This window comes from Rhodococcus sp. USK13, assembly GCF_018343855.1.
Lineage (GTDB): Bacteria > Actinomycetota > Actinomycetes > Mycobacteriales > Mycobacteriaceae > Rhodococcus_F > Rhodococcus_F oxybenzonivorans.
Genome location: NZ_CP069242.1, coordinates 568189 through 586864, shown reverse-complemented (window position 1 = coordinate 586864; position 18676 = coordinate 568189). Strand labels below are relative to the sequence as shown.

14 protein-coding genes and 4 pseudogenes are annotated in these 18676 nt (G+C 65.7%); 9 read left to right on the top strand and 9 right to left on the bottom strand.

Annotated elements, in window-relative coordinates:
- Window positions 1-11 precede the first annotated feature (11 nt).
- On the top strand, window positions 12-938 hold the full coding sequence (nudC, locus tag JQT59_RS05510; RefSeq protein ID WP_213575205.1) for an NAD(+) diphosphatase: 927 nt from the start codon (window positions 12-14) through the stop codon (window positions 936-938).
- Between the two features lie 271 nt (window positions 939-1209).
- Here nudC and JQT59_RS05505 read toward each other — a convergent pair.
- From JQT59_RS05505 to JQT59_RS05485, 5 genes and pseudogenes are all read right to left on the bottom strand, one after another.
- Window positions 1210-1747: pseudogene (locus JQT59_RS05505) on the bottom strand (hypothetical protein); the annotation flags it as partial.
- A gap of 58 nt (window positions 1748-1805) precedes the next feature.
- Window positions 1806-2298: pseudogene (locus JQT59_RS05500) on the bottom strand (thiolase family protein); the annotation flags it as partial.
- 40 nt (window positions 2299-2338) lie between these two features.
- Window positions 2339-3220, bottom strand: a complete 882-nt coding sequence (locus JQT59_RS05495; protein WP_213575203.1) for a crotonase/enoyl-CoA hydratase family protein — start codon at window positions 3218-3220, stop codon at window positions 2339-2341.
- Between the two features lie 19 nt (window positions 3221-3239).
- Window positions 3240-4214, bottom strand: a complete 975-nt coding sequence (locus JQT59_RS05490) for an NAD(P)H-dependent flavin oxidoreductase (protein WP_213575201.1) — start codon at window positions 4212-4214, stop codon at window positions 3240-3242.
- A gap of 2 nt (window positions 4215-4216) precedes the next feature.
- Window positions 4217-5116 (bottom strand): SMP-30/gluconolactonase/LRE family protein, encoded by a 900-nt coding sequence (locus JQT59_RS05485; protein ID WP_213575199.1) that lies wholly within the window; start codon window positions 5114-5116, stop codon window positions 4217-4219.
- 258 nt (window positions 5117-5374) lie between these two features.
- Between JQT59_RS05485 and JQT59_RS05480 the strand changes: the two genes are divergently transcribed.
- From JQT59_RS05480 to JQT59_RS05460, 5 genes are all read left to right on the top strand, one after another.
- The gene (locus JQT59_RS05480) at window positions 5375-6982 is read left to right on the top strand and encodes a long-chain fatty acid--CoA ligase (protein ID WP_213575197.1); all 1608 of its coding nucleotides are present in this window, start codon (window positions 5375-5377) and stop codon (window positions 6980-6982) included.
- A 56-nt stretch (window positions 6983-7038) separates the two neighbouring features.
- Complete coding sequence (locus tag JQT59_RS05475) at window positions 7039-8829, top strand: sigma-54-dependent Fis family transcriptional regulator (protein ID WP_213575195.1); 1791 nt, start codon at window positions 7039-7041, stop codon at window positions 8827-8829.
- A gap of 147 nt (window positions 8830-8976) precedes the next feature.
- On the top strand, window positions 8977-10122 hold the full coding sequence (locus tag JQT59_RS05470; protein WP_213577437.1) for an acyl-CoA dehydrogenase family protein: 1146 nt from the start codon (window positions 8977-8979) through the stop codon (window positions 10120-10122).
- Window positions 10123-10337: 215 nt separating this feature from the next.
- Complete coding sequence (locus tag JQT59_RS05465) at window positions 10338-11984, top strand: flavin-containing monooxygenase (protein ID WP_213575193.1); 1647 nt, start codon at window positions 10338-10340, stop codon at window positions 11982-11984.
- Window positions 11985-12110: 126 nt separating this feature from the next.
- The gene (locus JQT59_RS05460) at window positions 12111-12269 is read left to right on the top strand and encodes a hypothetical protein (RefSeq protein ID WP_213575191.1); all 159 of its coding nucleotides are present in this window, start codon (window positions 12111-12113) and stop codon (window positions 12267-12269) included.
- Window positions 12270-12388: 119 nt separating this feature from the next.
- On the opposite strand, the pseudogene JQT59_RS05455 reads toward JQT59_RS05460, so the two are convergent.
- Window positions 12389-12535 (bottom strand): annotated as a pseudogene (locus JQT59_RS05455) (IS110 family transposase); the annotation flags it as partial.
- Between the two features lie 253 nt (window positions 12536-12788).
- On the opposite strand from JQT59_RS05455, the pseudogene JQT59_RS05450 reads away from it, so the two are divergent.
- A pseudogene (locus tag JQT59_RS05450) lies at window positions 12789-13088 on the top strand (IS701 family transposase); the annotation flags it as partial.
- Window positions 13089-13261: 173 nt separating this feature from the next.
- On the opposite strand, the gene JQT59_RS05445 reads toward JQT59_RS05450, so the two are convergent.
- Window positions 13262-14422 carry an iron-containing alcohol dehydrogenase gene (locus JQT59_RS05445; protein ID WP_213575189.1) on the bottom strand — a complete coding sequence of 387 codons (1161 nt, stop codon included), beginning with the start codon at window positions 14420-14422 and terminating at the stop codon, window positions 13262-13264.
- A 12-nt stretch (window positions 14423-14434) separates the two neighbouring features.
- The gene (locus tag JQT59_RS05440; RefSeq protein WP_213575187.1) at window positions 14435-15925 is read right to left on the bottom strand and encodes a CoA-acylating methylmalonate-semialdehyde dehydrogenase; all 1491 of its coding nucleotides are present in this window, start codon (window positions 15923-15925) and stop codon (window positions 14435-14437) included.
- 113 nt (window positions 15926-16038) lie between these two features.
- On the opposite strand from JQT59_RS05440, the gene JQT59_RS05435 reads away from it, so the two are divergent.
- Entirely contained in the window at window positions 16039-16938 is a 900-nt protein-coding gene (locus tag JQT59_RS05435; protein ID WP_213575185.1) for a LysR family transcriptional regulator, read from the top strand.
- Between the two features lie 200 nt (window positions 16939-17138).
- Complete coding sequence (locus JQT59_RS05430) at window positions 17139-18032, top strand: IclR family transcriptional regulator (protein ID WP_213575183.1); 894 nt, start codon at window positions 17139-17141, stop codon at window positions 18030-18032.
- Window positions 18033-18065: 33 nt separating this feature from the next.
- On the opposite strand, the gene JQT59_RS05425 is transcribed toward JQT59_RS05430, so the two are convergent.
- Window positions 18066-18602 (bottom strand): flavin reductase family protein, encoded by a 537-nt coding sequence (locus JQT59_RS05425; RefSeq protein WP_213575181.1) that lies wholly within the window; start codon window positions 18600-18602, stop codon window positions 18066-18068.
- Window positions 18603-18676: the final 74 nt, after the last annotated feature.

Here is an 18676-nt window from a genome sequence, read left to right as displayed (position 1 = left end):
GCTGTAGTCCAGTGGTGTATGTCGAACACACCGGGCAGGCCACGTCACGTGGTGCCCTGCGTCGTCCCGTCTCGGTGCGTGACGACGCGGCTGCATGGGTGGAGGCGTGGCCGGATGCCCGAATACTTCGCGTGAACGGTCGCGGTCAGGTCCGGCTTGTCGACAGACAACTGATGCTGGAACCGGCCGCCGACCTGTACGCCGAGCCTCCCGCGCGTGCCGTGTTGCTCGGCGTCTGTGGCTCGGTCCACGAGTGGGCGGTGCGCGACGAGTTCCCCGATGAGGATTCTTCTGCGGGAACCGCGGTCGAACTCGGTGACCTGCGCTCACACGGAGCACTCCTCGACGCTGCCGACACTGACCGGTATGTCACAGCGGTGGCATTGCTGACCTGGCAAGACGATGCCCCCTTCTGCGTCAAGGATGGGGCGCCGGCAACGATCACCTCGGGTGGCTGGATGCGCGTGTGCACGGCGTGTGGTCGGGAGGAATATCCGCGTACCGATCCGGCGATCATTTGTCTGGTGCACGACGGGGCAGACCGAGTACTGCTGGCGCGTCAGGCGAACTGGACGGCACGGAATTTCTCGACGCTCGCGGGCTTCGTCGAGGCGGGCGAGTCTCTGGAAAGCTGTGTGGCACGGGAAGTTGCAGAGGAGGTCGGTCTCACGGTCTCCGATGTGGTCTATGTCGGAAGTCAGCCCTGGCCCTTCCCGCGCTCCCTCATGCTCGGATTCCATGCGACGGCCGACCCCCGAGACGAGCTCGTCTTCAGGGATGGCGAGATCAGCGAAGCTCTCTGGTGCACCCGCGCGGAGGTACGGGAGGCTCTGGCTGCCGGGGATTGGACGAGCCGGTCGGATGCGCACGTGTTGTTGCCCGGTGCAGCCTCGATTGCGAGGCGCATGCTCGAGGCGTGGGCGCGAGCCGGTGACTGACGCTCTGTCTCGGTCGGCACGGTTCCGTCATCGACTGGCGCTACTGCGGAAGGAACCGGCTTCCGTCGATCCCCAGGGCGCGCATTTTGCGGCAGAGGGTGGAGTGCGAGCTACCCAGACAGCGTCACCTGCCCCACCACCGCTTTCGAGCACGCACGGTGGACGATCCGCGGATTTTTGCCCTGCCCGACGCACGGTACCCCGGCTGGGTGTCTTTTTAGACAATTAACCCTCAGGGCAGGAGTGGGCCGTCGACCTGGTCCCACCACTGCAGTCGCAGCTGCCGCAGACCCGAGGGCGCGAAGTACCGGATGCCGTCCTCGATCTGCACACACGGGAACCGTCGTGCTGCGCCGGGGGGCGTCAGTTTCGGTTCGCCGCGGATGTGGGCGATCGCGAGTTCGGTGACGGTGCGGACGCGGCGCTCGATGTGGACGCCGCCCACCCCGGCGACGGAGATGAGCGCGAACAGGTGGTCGGCGCTGACGTCGGCTACCACCGGCAGGGTGTCCTCGCGGCGCGGCAGATCGGTGAGGTACACGACGATGTCTTCCGCTTCGACGGACGGATCGACCGTGTCGATGACATCGGCGAAATCTGCTTGCTCGTCTGAGAGGTAGAGCTTGCTGCGCACGCATGTCGTCCACCGGCGCTCGAGGTGGTCCCGGCTACCCAGGTGCTCCGGCAGGCGCTGCGCGATGCGTTCGGCGAGAGTCGCAGACTTGCCCGGATCCGCGATCAACAGCACAGAGACCTGCTCACCCGGCTGCCCCGGATCGCCCTCCCTGCAGGTACTCGCTTGGATCCACCGCCTTCGCTTACCCGCTAGGTCTGCCGCCATACTCCCGGCCGTGGATGCGAGTCGACGACGTTCTCGGCTGTGACGCCCATGTGCACATGTGGAACGGGTCGGTGAGCATACCCACGGTGACCTCGACAAGCGGTCGGTTCCCGAGCTTGCAGCCGTTGTGTGCTCCGCAGCCGTAGAACGGCATGCGGGACATGTTCTCGTCACCAACTGCGACCGTGATATCGGTGCCGCCCCAGCGCATCTGCATCGTCGCCGTCGGCCAGATCGCCTGCATGCCCGAACCGCACAGCCCGTTGACGGAGTATGCCGGGGGTTACCGGCGATCCCGCGACCAGGCGCACGCGGCGGGCTTGGTCGGCGTCGGGGCCGACCTGACCGATGCAGCCGATGACCACCTCGTCAATGTCCTCGCCGGCCACCGCGGCACGGGCGAGTGGCCTCCTTCACGGCGACTGTTCCCAGTTCGTGTGCGGGCACGTCCTTGAAGCCACCGAAACTGCCGATTGGGGTGTGTGCGGCGTCCACGACGAGGGTGTGGTCCGAGCTCATCTGCTGATCTGTTCTCCCTGTCCGCGGGGTGTGGCGGTGATCAGGTGGTGGCATCGATCCACTCCTGGTAGAACGGCGGCATCTCGGATGCCTTCCCGCGGAATGTGGGCGGGCGCTTGTCGAGGTAGGCACGCACCCCGTCGTCGCCGTCGCCGATGCTGGTGTAGAACATGGCCAGGGAATCGACGCGATGGGCATCGACGGGATGCGGCGCCGCCGAATTCCGCAGCAACATCTGGCGCATGAGTGCCACCGATACCGGCGACCGGTCGCGTGTCCACGCGTTCGCCAGCGCTCGTGCCGCACCGAGCAGCGCATCAGGTTCGTAAATGGCCTGCGCCAGCCCGACGGCGTGTGCGGCGGCGGCGTCGAGGATGTCGGCCCGGTAGACCAGATCGAGTGCCGCAGGCATGCCGACGAGCCGGGGCAGAAACCATGTCGAGCACGCTTCCGGCACGATCCCGAGTTTGCCGAACACCAGCCCGAACCGTGCTCGGTTCGATAGCAGGCGGGCATCCATCGCCAACGTCATGGTCGCGCCGATCCCGACGGCCGCACCGTTGATCGCGGCGATCACCGGTTTACGGCAGGCGTGGATCGCGAGGGTGACGCGGCCACCGGTGTCGCGGATCCGGCGCAGCTCCGGGTCGCCGAGATCGTCCATGTCGGCGAGGGATGGCGTCTTCGATTCGTCGAGCCCGAATACGTTGCCCGCGCTCGACAGATCCATGCCGGCGCAGAAGGCGCGGCCTTCACCGGTGACGATCACGGTGCGGACCGCATCGTCGTCGTTCACCGACACGAAAGTGTGCTCGAGTTCGTCTGCCATTTCGACGGTGAACGCGTTGAGGTTGTCGGGGCGGTCGAGGACGACGGTGAGGATGCCGTCCTCGATCTCGTGGCGGATGGTCTTGTACTTCATGGCAGCTCCTGTTTGCGCATCAGGTGAGGTCGGCGGCGATTCTGCGGATGGCGGTTTCCGCGTCGCTCACGATGTCCGAGATGATCGACTTGCACGGCAGAACGGCTTCGATGAGGCCCTGGGACTGGCCCGCCCACCACATTCCGCCGTCCATGTCGCCCTTCTGCAGTACCTCGGTGCGGCCGCGTGCCCCGGATGCGAGGTGCGCGATGTCGGAGAATTCTGCGCGAGGACGAGACGAGATGGCCACGATTTGTTCCGAGATTGCGTTGCGGGCGACACGGGCGGTGTTGTGGAACTCGCGGAAGACGAGGATCGTCTGGCGTTCGTCGTTGGCGACGATCTGGGCCTTGACGTTCGGATGCACCGGAGCCTCGTCGCTCGCGACGAACCGGGTGCCCATGTTGATCGCGGAGGCGCCCAGGGCGAGTGCTGCTGCCAGCCCGTCCCCGGTAGCGAATCCGCCGCTGGCGACGATCGGGATGTCGAGTACGCGGGCTGCGGCCGGGATGAGGACGAGTCCGGGGATGTCCTCGTTGCCGGGGTGGCCGGCGCACTCGAACCCATCGATGCTCACCGCGTCGACGCCCATGGACTGGGCCTTCAGTGCGTGCCGGACGGCCACGGCCTTGTGGACGACCTTGATTCCGGCGGCCTTGAACGCCTCGACGTGTTCGCGGGGATTGCTGCCGGCGGTCTCCACGATGGTGATGCCGCTGTCGATGATCGCGGCACGGTATTCGTCGTACGGTACGGGAGTGACCGTCGGCAGGAGGGTGAGGTTGACGCCGAACGGTTTGTCGGTCATCTCCCGGCACCGGATGATCTCAGCCGCGAGCGCTTCGGGTGTGGGTTGGGTCAGTGCGGTGAGGAAGCCGAGGCCTCCGGCTTCGGCCACCGCGGAAATCAGCTCCGCGGTGCCCACACCGGTCATACCCCCGCACACCACCGGGTGCTCGACACCGAAGGCTTCTGTGAAGCGTGTGCGCAGCATGGTCACGGCCTTCCCGCGTGCGGAACGTCGACGGTCGTCGAGAGGACCTTGGCCTCGCGTGCGGCACTGCGCTTGGTCTCGTCGAAGTCGGGGGCGACCGACAGGAATAATGTCCGTCCGTCGTGTCCGCCGAGGGCGACCGCGAACACGCCCAGCGGTGCAGTGCTCACCTCGTCGAGGACGGTCCCGCCCTCACCCAAGCGGACGGCCCGTTGGTTGACGCAGTCGGCGATCCAGACCGCGCCGTCGGCGTCGAGGGTCTGACCGTCTGGGGCAATCGTGCATGCCGCGAGCCGCTTCTCCACGCTCGGTTCGTCGGCGAGGTCGCCGAACGAGGCGAAATCCTCTCGGGGGCCGAGTGTTCCGTCGGGTTCGATCTCGAACTGGGAGATGCGGTTACCGAACAGTTCGTTGACGTAAAGTGTTTTTCCGTCCGGGGAGATACACATGCCGTTCGGGAATGACAGTCCGCCTGCGACCACGCGGGAGGTGCCGTCCGCCTCGACGAGGACGACGACACCGTTCTCGTGGTCGGCCCCGCCCATGAGGTCGAATCCGAATTCACCGACGTACGCTTGCCCGTTCGCTGCGACCACCATGTCGTTGGCGTAGCCGCGGCAGTGAGCGGAGATGTCGGCGTGCTCGACGAGCGCGCCGTCGGATTCTCTGCGCAGGACCTTGCGGTCCTTCATGGAGACAACGAGCATGCGTCCGTCGGGGAGCCAGCCGAGGCCCGACGGCTGGTGCTCGACGGTGCAAACCCGTTCGACGGATCCGTCCGGGTTCACGACGTTGACCGAGTGGGTGTAGAAGTCGACGAACCACAGTCGGTCCTCGTGCCAGCGGGGTCCCTCGGTGTAGGTGAAGCCCGCCGCGATCTCGGTGAGCTGACGATCGGACATGTCGGTACCTCTTCCTGAGCTTTCCTGAGCTCGGTCTTTGCCGTGCGTTGTGCCGTCGGTCGCAGGTCGATCGACCGGGGCCGGTGGTGTGAGCCCCAGTCTCGGGATTCGCGGTGCGGCGCGGGTGTCCCACAACGCAACAGTGAGTTCGCAGTGCGGCTCGGGGAGTTCGTTGTAGCGAATTCGGACGGTCCGCAGGGCGGTTCGACATGGACGCTGGTCGCACTCGCTCACCCACGGGATCCGGAGAAATACAGAATGTTCACCACGATGATGGATCGCCCACTGCTCGTCAGCTCGTTGCTGTGGCATGCAGAGAACGTTTTCGCCGACCGAGTCTGTGTCTCGTGTGACGGTGACCGCGGTGACCGGGAGTTCACCTATCGCGATCTCGGCGCGGCCACCCGCAGGTTCGCTGGTGCGTTCGACAACCTCGGGATCCGTTTCGGAACGACAGTCGCGACGCTGGCGTGGAACACATTCGAGCACCTCGTCGCCTACTATGCGGTTCCGGCGTGCGGGGCGATCCTGCACACGGTCAACCACCGACTGTCGCCCGACCACATCGCCTACGCGATGGACAAGGCAGAGGACGAAGTGGTGTTGATCGACGCCGATCTGCTGCCCGTGCTCACAGAGGTGCTTCCCAGACTGTCCCGGGTCCGGCACGTCGTGGTCTTCGGTGCATTCGACGGTATCGATCCCGCAGCGTCCGCGACGGTGACGTGGTGGTCATTCGACCGGCTCCTGCACGACGCCGTGCCGCTCGGGGAGTTCCCGGAGCTCGACGAGACCACCGCGTCGTCGATCTGCTTCACCTCCGGCACCACCGGATTGCCCAAGGGTGTCGTGTACAGCCACCGCAGCATTGTGCTGCACGCCATGGCTATCAGTGCCTCCGGTGGTGTCGCGATCGACGGGTCACGCTCGTATCTGCTGACTACGCAGATGTCCCACGTCCACAGCTGGGGTGTTCCGCATGCGGGTGTCCTGCAGGGGGCGCGCCTCGTCCTTCCCGGACCGCACCCGTCACCGGCCGAGCTGCTACGCATCACCACCGAGCAGACCCCCGATGTGTTCGTCGGTGTACCGGCTGTCGCGGCGCTCATGCGCGAGCGGTTCGACGCCGATCCCGGCCGCTACGACCTCGGGAGCCTGCGGACCCTGTGGCTGGGCGGCCAGGCGCCACCGTCGGGGCTGGTGAACTGGTGGGCGGCGCACGGAGTGTCGACCGTCAACGGATGGGGGATGACCGAGACCTCGCCTATGGGAACCTTCAGTCACGCCCCCGCAAACCACGGACGGCCCCTGCCGCTGTTCCAGGTGCGCATCGTCGACGAGGAGGGTCGGACTCTGCCGTGGAACGGCTTCACCACAGGTGAACTCCAAGCCCGCTCGCCGTGGGTGACCGGCACCTACCTCGACGACGACCGTGCTGCCGACGCGTTCGACGACGGCTGGTTGCGGACCGGTGACGTCGCTGTGATCCACCCCGACGGCCAGGTCCACATCCACGACCGCGTGAAGGACCTCATCAAAAGCGGAGGGGAGTGGATCTCCTCGGTCGAGCTGGAGAACAAGCTGCTGCTCCACCCGGCTGTCCTCGAAGCCGCCGTAATCGCTGTTCCACACCAGACGTGGCAGGAACGCCCCGTGGCGTGGGTCCGGCTCACCGGTGAGGTCACGGACGACGAACTGCGTACCCATCTGGCGGCGTCCCTACCGAAGTTCTGGCTTCCGGACTCCTTCGTGCGGGTCGGCCAGATCCCTACGACGTCGGTGGGCAAGCTCGACAAGGCACGGATGCGTCAACTGTGGCGCGAGGACGTGGGGTGTAGCGTTCTGGGACACTCGCAGCCCATGTGACCCCGGTTACATAATGGGTGTACTGGCGGTGAGGTGTTCCGAGGTGGTGACGGGGTGTGGTGACCGACCGGTCCTCCGCGCGTGCGGACGATCGTTCCCTTGACGCGGAGGAGGGTGCTCCGCTGAGGTTGCGACCGGAGATCGAACAGTCGTGGCGGCGGTGCCGCGCAATCGGGGCGGCGCCGGACGGCTCGCGGTTCAGGTTCATCGACGATACCCACACCGATTCGAAACTGGTTCGTGCCGCACGCCCCGTCGTGGATCGGCTGGCCGAACAGCTCGCCGATGCGCCGGTGACGATCCTGCTCGCGGATCAGGGTGCCACCATTGTCGACCGCCGCACCGGGCTGAGGTCACTGCTCGGGCGTCTCGACCGTGCCCAGGTGGCGCCAGGCTTCATGTTCTCCGAAGAGTACGCAGGCACCAATGGCATCGGCACGGCCCTCGAGGAACGCAAAGCGTTCCGGGTGCGCGGCGGCGAGCACATGCTCGAGTCCCTGCAGTCGCTGGCGTGCGTTGGCTCGCCGATCGTCGACCCGGTCTCGCGCACGGTGGCGGGCATCCTGGACATCACGTGCAACGTCGATCAGGCCAGCGACCTGATGGCGCCGCTGATCTTCTCCGCGGTCCGGGACGTCGAGGAGCGGCTCTTCGACCAGTCCGCCAAGAGTGAGCAAGTTCTGCTGCGCGAATACATGAGGAGCAAGCGCCGTGGCAATGCCGCGGTGGTGGCGATGAGTCCGGACACGGTGATCGCGACTCCGACCGCGTCTCGGCTGATGGACTCGACAGATCAGATGATGATCTGGGACTGGATCAGCTGCCATCTGGGCACGAAGCAGGAATGGGAAGGACCGCTGCGTTTCGCGGACGGTATCGACGTGCGGGTCCATGCGCGGCGGGTGAGCGAGTCGGGCGAGCAGCTCAGTGCGATTCTCGAGTTGCGTCCGATGGTCCCGTCCGCGGTATCCCGTCCTCACACGGCCGTGCTTCCCGCGTCGCGGCGTGCTCCCGCCACCGAGTCCGCGGGCCGGATCGTGGGCCGCAGCCTGGCCACGTACCGGCTGCAGAGCCGCATCGACGAGATCGCGGGCACGATGGGTCCGGTCCTGGTGACCGGCGAGTCGGGGGTCGGCAAGTCGCATGTCGCCCGGTACATCCAGCAACGCTGGGGCCACGACGGCGACATCCCCGTGGTCGACGCGTCCACCTTGACCCCCGAGACCGTCACAGACCTGCGCGCGCGCCTGTCGAGCAACGTCCCGTGGATCGTCGAGCACGTGGACGAGATCCCGGACGACGCGGTCGCTCCCACCCGCCGGCTACTGGACGCGGCCGCGACGATGTCCGCGCCGATCGTCGCGACTGCGACCTCGACGGCGCCGGACGGTTCCGGCCAGCAGGTGCACACCCATGTGCGCCGAAGTGTGTCAGTGTCGCCGCTGCGCCAGCGGATCGAGGATCTCGACGACCTCGCACGTGAACTGCTCGGCGCTCACCTCCCCGGGCGGCCCACCCCGCAGTTGCAGCCGGCAGCCCACCGGGCTCTGGTTGCCCACCACTGGCCGGGCAACGTCCGAGAGCTCGATGCCGTCCTGTACACAGCCGTGGCCCGGTCGATGGGATTCGACATCAGACTCGAACACCTTCCCGACGACTACCGCGCACTGGGATCGGGCCGGCAGCTCACCTCCCTCGAACGCAGCGAGCGGGAAGCGATCGTGCGTGCCCCCGACGAGGCCGACGGCAACAAGTCGCTCGCCGCCGATCGGCTCGGTGTTGCCCGGTCGACGCTGTACCGCAAGATCCGCGCGCTCGGGCTGGAGAACGAACGTTTCGGATCGTGATCCCGAAACCCCCTGTCGCGTATCGGGACATCCCAATCACATCCAGAGCGGAGACGATAGGCGCAGGACGGGCGACCCCAGTCACCCGGCTCCTCGCGCCGCCCCGCCGGGTGACGGCGGCGGACCGATCCGAAGGGATGATCAATGATGAAGCGCACCGTCTACGGCGACGACCACGAGGCGTACAGGGACTCCGTCCGTCAATTCCTCGCCCGGCACTTCGAACCGTGCGCCGACGACGTCCGTGCCGACAAGGCGCTGCCCCGGGACTTCTGGCTCGAAGCAGGCAAACACGATCTGCTGGGACTCGAGGTGCCGGCCGAGTACACGGGTGCGGACGCGGGTGACTACCGCTTCAACGCGGTGCTCATCGAGGAACTGGCCAAGGCCAACGCTGCCCTGGCGTCGAGTGTGAGCATCCACTGCGATGTCGTGGCGCCGTATCTAGTGGAACTGACCACCGACGCACAGAAGGAGCGGTGGCTGCCCGGTGTGTGTTCGGGTGAGATGCTCACGGCGATCGGGATGACCGAACCCGGCGGCGGTTCGGATCTGGCCGCGCTCAAGACCACCGCGGTACGCGACGGCGACCGGTGGGTGCTCTCGGGTGCAAAAACGTTTATCACCAACGGGTATTCGGCGGACCTGGTGGTGATCGCGGCGCGGACTTCGCCGGAGAAGAACGCCAAGGGCATCACCCTCTTCGGTGTCGAGACGTCACTGCCCGGGTTCGAGCGGGGCCGTAAACTCGACAAGGTCGGCCAGGACGAAGCCGACACCGCCGAGCTGTTCCTCGACAACGTGCGGGTCACCGACGCCGATGTCATCGGTGAGCTCGATCGCGGCTTCATCCACATGATGTCGTTCCTGCCCCAGGAGCGGCTGGGGTGTGCTGTCGCAAATCTTGCGCACGCCGCGCAAATCCTCGTCGAGACCATCGACTACTGCCGCGAGAGAAAGGCTTTCGGTCACTCGATCGGAACATTTCAGCACAACAAATTTCTGATCGCCGACCTGGTGACACAGATCGAGGTCACGCAGGCGTATGTCGACCGGTGCGTCGAAGCCCACGTGGCGGGTGAGCTCACCTCCGTCGACGCGGCGAAGGCGAAGTGGTGGACCTCCGACGTGCAGAACCGGGTGATCGACCACTGCGTGCAACTGTACGGCGGCTATGGCTACATGAACGAATACCGGGTGGCGCGGGCCTGGCGGGATGCTCGGGTCACGAGGATCTGGGCGGGGTCGAACGAGATCATGAAGGAACTGATCGGCCGCGACCTCGGTTTCTGACTCCCGGTCGGTGGCGCGCGCCCGGGAACAATCGTGGCTGCGGCCGCCTGGTCCGTCGTAAGGCGGTACTCGAATATCCCTGTGGTTCTTGAGAATATCTTGAAATTGATCGCACTCGTGATTCGATTTCGGACACTTCACATCACATGCTCGCTTCTAACGTCATGTTTGTCCGGGCGGGAATACACGTCCCGGGTAACCCCGAGGAGGAACAAATGACGGCATCCCAGGCCGACACGGCCACCCGCACCGGCTCGCATTCTGACAACGATGTGCTCGACGTCCTGATCATTGGCGGAGGCTTCTCCGGCTTGTATGCGCTGGATCGGCTTCGCGACCTCGGCTTCACCGTCAAGATCTGGGACGCGGCCGGGGGATTAGGCGGAATCTGGTGGTGGAACTGCTATCCCGGTGCACGCACCGATAGCACCGGACAGATTTATCAGTTCTCGCACAAGGACCTGTGGAAAAATCACGATTTCGCCGAATTGTATCCAGATTTCGCCGGAGTCCGGAAGTACTTCGAGTACGTCGACTCGCAGCTGGATCTCACGCGCGACATCGTGTTCGATACCTTCGCCGAGGCGTGCACGTGGGACGAGTCCTCACGCGAGTGGACCGCGCGGTCCGCGGACGGCAAGGTCCAGAAGACACGTCAGGTGATCGTCGCCACCGGATTCGGTGCGAAGCCGCTCTACCCGAACCTCGACGGGCTCGACTCGTTCGCCGGTGAATGCCACCACACTGCCCGCTGGCCGCAGGAGGGCGTGGACATGACCGGCAAGAAGGTCGTCGTCATGGGCACCGGCTCGAGTGGCGTGCAGGTGGTGCAGGAAGCCGGTCACGTCGCCGAACACGTCACGGTGTTCCAGCGCACCCCGAACCTGTCGATTCCGATGCAGCAGCGCGCGCTCAGCCGCGCCGACAACGAGAACTTCCGGAAGGGACTGCCCGAGCGGTTCGCGGCGCGCTACAAGGCTTTCGCAGGCTTCGACTTCGACTTCCTGCCGCAGAACGCCACCGACCTGAGCAAGGAGAAGCGTGACGCGATCTACGAGAAGATGTGGTCCGAAGGTGGTTTCGAGATGTGGCTCGGTAACTTCCAGGACATCCTCGTCGACGAGGAGGCCAACCGTACATTCTACGACTTCTGGCGCAGCAAGGTCCTCGAGCGGGTCACCGATCCGAAGAAGGCCGCGATCGTGGCGCCCGAGACACCGCCGCACCCTTACGGAGTCAAACGCCCGTCACTCGAGCAGGACTACTTCGACGTCATTAACCAGAGCAACGTCGATGTCATCGACTCCAACCTCACCCCGATCCGCCGGGTGCTGCCCCACGGGGTCGAGACCGACGAGGGCGTCATCGAATGCGACCTCCTGGTGCTGGCCACCGGCTTCGACAACAACAGTGGCGGAATCATGGCCATCGACGTCCAAGGTGTCGACGGCTTGAGCATCCAGGAGAAGTGGAAGTCCGGGGTCGACACCTGCATGGGCCTGTCTACCCGTGGGTTCCCGAACATGATGTTCCTCTACGGCCCGCAGAGCCCGTCCGGTTTCTGTAACGGTCCCACGTCCGCCGAGTACCAGGGTGAGATCGTCGTCGAGTTCCTTCAGTATCTGCGTGACCACAACCTCACCCGGTTCGAGAACACCTCTGAATCGGAGAAGCAGTGGCGTGAGCACGTCGACGAACTGTTTTTGAACTCGATGTTCACGAAGGCGCGATCTTGGTATTGGGGCGCGAACGTGCCCGGCAAGCCGGCGCAGATGCTCAACTATTCGGGGGGTGTGCCGCAGTACTTCGCTCGCTGGGACGACGTCAAGGCCAACGGCTACGACGCCTACGAGACGAACTGATCGGAAGCAGTTCACGTGGGCCGCGGTGCATCATCCGTGGCCCACGAGCTGACAGCCGGAGAGAAGAGCAGACCACCCGACCACTCTGACGATGAAACGGTTGCCGATACGCTTCCCGCCTCAACCATGACTATTCCGAGCGCGGTGACGGCGGCCGGCGCCGCCAGCCCGAGGCCGCGAGACCGCCCCCGCTTGTCGCTGCGCGGTGAGCTCTCCTCCTGCAGCAACGCGCTGAAGCTGAGGATTCCGATGAAGATCCCGGCTGCGGCGGTCGGTGACAGGTAGCGAGTCCGGCGATGGGCGCCGACGGGTGTCTTCTCGGTAGGTCGCAGGCGGCGCGTGTCGCGCCTAACCCTGTTGTTCGCCACCGATCAGTAAACGGGGGGTGTCACTGATGGTTCCTGTCAAGCCGCTGAGGGGAGCGGTGCCCGGTAGAGTTCCTTGTTTCTCAGCATGGCGTAGAGAACATCGCAGCGGCGTCGGGCGAGGCAGATCAGGGCCGCGTTGTGTTTTTTCTTCTCGGCGCGCTTTTTGTCGTGAAGAATCCGAGAGATCTCTCGGCCTGATCCGGGAACAAAAAGCTCAAACGAGCGCTGTTCCTGTCCGCATTGTCCGCCCCCATGACCCCACCAGTTGCGCCTACTTGCCGGTGGGGCGGGGACCAGCAGGCAGACGAGGCAGCCGAGGAGGGCGGTCGCACCGACGACTGGCGAAGACCGACCGAAGGGGAGGTCGGCGGATAGGAGAATTCCGCCGAGCAGGGGGCGGTGACAGCGCCCAGTCGTGTGAGTCCGAGGGCGGAGCCGCGGACACTGGCTGCTCGCCCGCCGATCCCTGTCGGATCCGACCGAGATCGCGTATTACATCTGCGCCGGACCCCGTCATACCACGCTCACCGAACTCGCCGCCGTCGCCGGATCGCGGTGGCGGGTCGAGGAGTGCTTCCAGCAGGCCGAGAACGAGGCCGGCCTGGACCAGTACCAGGTGCGCACCTACCGGGCCTGCTACGCCCACACCACCTTGTCGATGCTCGCCCTCGCCTGGCTAGCCGGGACGAAAACCGAAGCAGTAAAGGGGGAATCGGGATCGACGATCAGGGCATGATCGGGTATACGGTACCCGAAATCCGGCGGCTGCAAGTGCAGCTGATCCTGCGACACGCCCGCCCCGACGAGCACGTCTGGTCCTGGTCACGCTGGCGAATACGCCGACAGCACCAAGCCAGATCCTGCCATTATCGAACACGCGGACACGTCCCATAAGTGCCGTTGCAGTAATTAGCTGAAGACCTCCGAATACAGCGTCTCGATCTGGCCGGCGGTGGGGACGATCGGATTGTTGCCGGGCGATCCGGACGCCAGCGCCTGCTCTGCCATCAGCGGAATCATGCCATTCCACGCGTCGCGATCGATCCCGTATGCGAGCGGCGTCGGAACCTTCAGGTCGTGACACAGCGTGGTCAGGGTTTCGACGAGGAACTGCGCGGCGACAGAATCGCCGGCCGATTCCGGTGCAGCGCCGAACGCCCGCGCGCAGTCGGCGTAACGGCTCTCCGCTCCCTTCGCGGAGAATGCCGTGACCGCGGGAAGCAGCATGGCATTCGACAGTCCGTGTGCGACATGGAAATGCGCCCCGATCGGCCTGCTCATCCCGTGTACCAGCGCCACGCTCGAGTTGGAGAACGCCATACCGGCCTGCATGGACGCGACCATCATCGCTTCTCTCGCGGTGCGGTCTTCACCGTCCGCGTACGCCGTGCCGATGTGCTTACCAATGGTGCGGATCGCGGAGAGCGCGAGTCCGTCGGTGAACGGCTGGGCCTTCTTGCTGACGTACGCCTCGATAGCGTGGGTGAGCGCATCGATTCCGGTGTCGGCGGTCAACCGCGGGGGCATCGACATCGTGAGTTCGAAGTCCACGATCGCGGCGATCGGCAGGAAGGAGAGCCCGGGGCACAGCATCTTCTCGTCGGAGTCGCTGTCGCTGATGACGGTGAATTGCGTCGCCTCGGAGCCGCTTCCGGCGGTGGTCGGTATCGCGATGATCGGCAGAGCATTCCCGGTGTACACGTGCGGTGCCTTGTACGAGCGCATCTCGCCGCCGTTCGCGGACAGCACGGCCAGTGCCTTCGCGGTGTCCATCGGACTACCGCCGCCGAACCCGATCACCGAATCCGCGTTGTGTTCTGCGACGATCCTCAGTCCTTCCTCCAGGGAATCGGTAGTGGGGTCGGGCACGGTGCCGGAGAACAGTGCCGGCTCTTTGCCTGCCGACCTGAGGAAGCTCATGATCCGGTCGGCCGCGCCGGTGCCGGTCAGATAGGAATCGGTGACGAGAACCGGCCTCTGTAGACCCAATTGGTCGACAACCGAGCCGATCTCGTCGACTGCTCCGGCCCCGATCCTGGCGAAACGGGGGAGTGAGAGGTGTGCGGTCATGGGAGAGGTTCCTTAGTTGTTATGGGGGAATCCGAGGTTGAGGCCGCCGTGGCTGGGGTCGAGCCAGCGGGTGGTGACGACCTTGCCGCGGGTGAAGAAGTGCACACCTTCGGCGCCGTGGGCGTGGGTGTCACCGAAGAGGGAGTTCTTCCAACCACCGAAGCTGTAGTAGGCCATCGGGACGGGGATGGGGACGTTGATGCCGACCATACCGACCTCGACTTCGTTCTGGAACCGTCGGGCGGCGCCGCCGTCGTTGGTGAAGATGGCGGTGCCGTTGCCGAACGGGCTGGAGTTCACCAGTTCCAGGGCCTCGTCGTAGGAGTCGACGCGGATCACGGAGAGGACGGGTCCGAAGATTTCGTCGGTGTACACGCTCATGTCGGTGGTGACGTGGTCGATCAGGGTCGGGCCGAGCCAGAACCCGTCCTTGCCGCCATTTGCCTGCACCTGCCGGCCGTCGACGACGATGGTGGCGCCGTCGTTTTCGCCGGCGTCGATGTAGGAGGCGACCTTGTCGCGGTGCACCTTGGTCACCAGCGGGCCCATGTCGGAATCGAGGGTGCCGTCGCCGATCTTCAAGGTGTCGGTGCGGTCTTTGATCTTGGCGACGAGTTCGTCGGCGATGTCGCCGACCGCGACCAGGGCGCTGATGGCCATGCAGCGTTCGCCGGCGGAGCCGAAGCCGGCGTTGACCATGGCGTCGGCGGCGAGGTCGAGGTCGGCGTCCGGGAGGACGATGGCGTGGTTCTTCGCCCCGCCGAGGGCTTGGACGCGTTTGCCGTGGGCGGTGCCGGTGGCGTAGACGTATTGGGCGATGGGGGTGGAGCCGACGAAGCTGATGGCCTTGATGGCGGGGTGGGTGAGCAGTTCGTCGACGGCGGTCTTGTCGCCCTGCAGGACGTTGAACACCCCGGCGGGCAGGCCGGCTTCGGCCCAGAGTTCGGCCATCCAGATCGCGGCGGTGGGGTCCTTCTCGCTGGGTTTGAGGACGACGGTGTTGCCGGCGGCGATGGCGATGGGGAAGAACCACATCGGGACCATGGCGGGGAAGTTGAACGGGGAGATGATCCCGACCGGGCCCACGGGTTGGCGGATCGAGGAGACGTCGATGTTGGTGGAGGCGTTCTCGGTCATGCCGCCCTTGAGCAGGTGCGCGATGCCGCAGGCGAATTCGACGACTTCCTGGCCGCGGGAGACCTCACCCAATGCGTCGGAGACGACCTTGCCGTGCTCGGCGGTGATGATCTCGGCGAGTTCGCCCTTGCGGGCGTTGAGCAGTTCCCGGAATTTGAAGATCACCTGGGTGCGCTTGGCGAGGGAGGTGTCGCGCCAGGCGGGGAACGCGGCGGCGGCGGAGTCGATGACCGCGCGGGCGTCCTCGACGCTGGCGAGGACGACCTGACCGGTCACGGCACCGGTGGCCGGATTCGTCACCGGAGCGGTATCGACGCGCGTTCCGGGATAGGACTTGTTGTTGAGCCAATGCGAGATGACGGCCATAGGGTTCACTCCTGGAAGTTCGGGGGTGTCACCGAGTCTGGTCTGGCAACAATGCCGGGGTCAACGAGTAATCTGGCATTGGGAACTGCAAGAATGCCGGGGAGGTGCGGGTTGTGTTCACCGCCGACAACATGCGCTATCTGCTCGAACTGTCGCGGACGGGTCGTCTCGCGGATGCCGCGAAGCGTCTCGACGTCGATCAGACCACCGTGTCACGCCGAATCACCCGTCTCGAGAAGGACACCGGGACGCGGCTCTTCGACCGCGGCGCCTTCGGGTGGCAGCTCACCGAGGCCGGCCGCCGCCTGGTCCCCTATGCGGAATCGGTGGAGTCGACGCTGCTCGCCGCCCTCGACGTGACGTCGTCCGCGGCTCCCGGCGACCTGACCGGCACCGTCCGGATCCTCACCTCGGACGGGTTCGGGGCGTTCGTTCTAGTCCCGGGCCTGGCCACGGTCCGCACCGAGCATCCGGACCTGTTCACCGAACTCGTCACCTCCACCACGCACGACGTACTGACGGGCCGCGACTTCGATATCGCAGTGACCCTCGAACGCCCGTCACCGCGGTCCGTCGTGGTCCGCAAACTTGCGGACTACGACCTGCGTCTCTACGCCTCGCGGCACTATTTCGATACGCACGATGCCATCGCCTCGATCGACGACCTGCGCGCGCACACGCTCATCTGGTACGTCGACGCGTTCCTGGACGTCGAACCGTTGCGCATCCTCGACCAGCTTCTTCCGGATTTCCGGGCGCAGATCCAGACCAACAACATCGCAGGCCACTACCAGGCCGTGAAACATGGCGTCGGGATCGCGCCGCTGCCGAGCTACATCGGGGCGCCGGACGACGATCTCGTGCCGGTTCTCCGCGACGAGTTCATCGCCCACCGCACCTACTGGCTGGTCGTGCCGCGGGAATTGACGCGACTCGCGCGGGTGAAGGCGATCACCGAGGCGCTCTACTCCATCGTCGACGGAAATCCCGAACTGCGAGGCGCAACAGGATAACTTACTGATCGGCGGGCGCGGGGGCCGCCCGAGTCTGATCGCGTCCAAAGAGGTGAACGCGACGGACTCTCATGGGTGGACACCCCCGGGTCAGCGTTGTCGGTCTGCTTCCCCGCACCGCGGACAGCTGTTAGTATTTTAAGAATTCATTTCAGTTTTAGTCTGGTGCACGCTCGTGACCAGGATATTTGGAGGCGTCGATGACTGTCATCGATTCAGGCAATGCACCGTCGGTACCTGCCGTGAAGAAGGAGGTGCCGCCGTCGATGGTGGAACGGATGACGCTGATTCTCGACGCGTTCGACGGCCGCACCTGCCGCCTGACCCTGGAGGAAGTGGCGTGCCGGACCCGGCTGCCGCGATCGACCGTGCACCGCATCCTCGACCAGCTGGTGCGCCTGGACTGGGTGAATCACGCCAGCTTCGGTTACTGCCTCGGCCGTCGAGCGATGGGTGTGGGCGGCGGCGACAATGGCCACGGCCAGATCCGGGCGGCCGCGGCGCCGCTGCTGCACGACCTGCACATGCAGACCGGAATGGTCGTGCACCTGACCGTGCTGGACGGCGGGGACAGCCTGTACCTCGACAAGGTCGGCGGCCGGATGGCGGCCGCGCTGCCGTCCAAGGTGGGTGGGCGGGTTCCCGCCTACACGACGGCCGGTGGCAAGGCGATGCTGGCGTGGGTGGACCCCGAGGAGGTCGACAGCCTGTACGGGCAGCGTCTCGATAGGAGCACCGACCGCACCATCACCGAGCTCACCACCCTCCATCAGGAACTCAACCGGATCCGGCAGCGCCGGGGTCTCGCGTTCGAGCGCGGTGAGGCGGTTCGCGGCGTGGGCTGTGTCGGTGTCGCGGTCCGGAGCGCCGACGGCCCGGTCGCCGGTATCTCGCTGTGCGGCGATGCCCGTACGGTGCAGCTCGAGCGGGTCGCGCCCCTCGTCGTCGACGCCGCCCGGGCAGTCACGCGGGCTCTGCATCCCGAACCCGTGACGCCGCGTCGCGCCCGCCGGACCGCGGAGATACCGGAAACCTCGTGGTCCACCGAGGCGCTCGACCAGCTGCTGTCGGTGCAGTCGGGGCAATGGCTGTAGCGCCCGTGCGCGGTTGACGAGTCTCGGGACTCGTCAACCGCGCACGGGACGGGGTACGGCGCCCAGCCCGAACCCACCCCGGAAGAACACCAACGGGCGCTCGTCGCTGACCGATTCGAGGCCGAGGACCCGCCCGATCACGATGTCGTGGTCACCGGCGGCGTGCACCGACTGCACGTCTGCGTGCACGCGCATCAGTACGCCGGGGAGCGAGGGCGTCGCCCACGGCGACCTCTCCCAGTCGAGTCCGTCGAATTTTTCACCGCGGCTGGAGCCGAAGCGCATGCAGACGTCCGTCTGACTTTCGTGCAGAACATTGACGGTGAAGCGCCCCGACTCCTGGATGCGTGGCCAGGCGCGCCCTCGATGATCGGCGCAGAACAGGATCAGCGGAGGCGCCAGCGACACCGATGCGAACGACTGGCAGGTGAATCCGACCGGACCGTCGGCGTCGAGTCCGGTCACCACCGTGACACCACTCGCGAAATGGCCGAGATTGCGCCGCATTTCGTCGGGGGTGGGTGCGGCGATCTGCGTGCCGAGTTCGGGCCACGTCGGTTCGGTTGGCATCGGACCACCTCCACATCGTTTGCGACACCGACTGATTCGGTGATCGCTTTCGAGGCTAGGGACGCGGCAGGCAG

What these genes read in the sequence shown, in the direction of transcription:
- JQT59_RS05495 (WP_213575203.1), bottom strand. Translation starts at nt 3,220, where the DNA reads ATGAAGTACAAGACCATCCGCCACGAGATCGAGGACGGCATCCTCACC.
- JQT59_RS05490 (WP_213575201.1), bottom strand. Translation starts at nt 4,214, where the DNA reads ATGCTGCGCACACGCTTCACAGAAGCCTTCGGTGTCGAGCACCCGGTG.
- JQT59_RS05485 (WP_213575199.1), bottom strand. Translation starts at nt 5,116, where the DNA reads ATGTCCGATCGTCAGCTCACCGAGATCGCGGCGGGCTTCACCTACACC.
- JQT59_RS05480 (WP_213575197.1), top strand. Translation starts at nt 5,375, where the DNA reads ATGTTCACCACGATGATGGATCGCCCACTGCTCGTCAGCTCGTTGCTG.
- JQT59_RS05470 (WP_213577437.1), top strand. Translation starts at nt 8,977, where the DNA reads ATGAAGCGCACCGTCTACGGCGACGACCACGAGGCGTACAGGGACTCC.
- JQT59_RS05465 (WP_213575193.1), top strand. Translation starts at nt 10,338, where the DNA reads ATGACGGCATCCCAGGCCGACACGGCCACCCGCACCGGCTCGCATTCT.
- JQT59_RS05460 (WP_213575191.1), top strand. Translation starts at nt 12,111, where the DNA reads ATGACTATTCCGAGCGCGGTGACGGCGGCCGGCGCCGCCAGCCCGAGG.
- JQT59_RS05445 (WP_213575189.1), bottom strand. Translation starts at nt 14,422, where the DNA reads ATGACCGCACACCTCTCACTCCCCCGTTTCGCCAGGATCGGGGCCGGA.
- JQT59_RS05440 (WP_213575187.1), bottom strand. Translation starts at nt 15,925, where the DNA reads ATGGCCGTCATCTCGCATTGGCTCAACAACAAGTCCTATCCCGGAACG.
- JQT59_RS05430 (WP_213575183.1), top strand. Translation starts at nt 17,139, where the DNA reads ATGACTGTCATCGATTCAGGCAATGCACCGTCGGTACCTGCCGTGAAG.
- JQT59_RS05425 (WP_213575181.1), bottom strand. Translation starts at nt 18,602, where the DNA reads ATGCCAACCGAACCGACGTGGCCCGAACTCGGCACGCAGATCGCCGCA.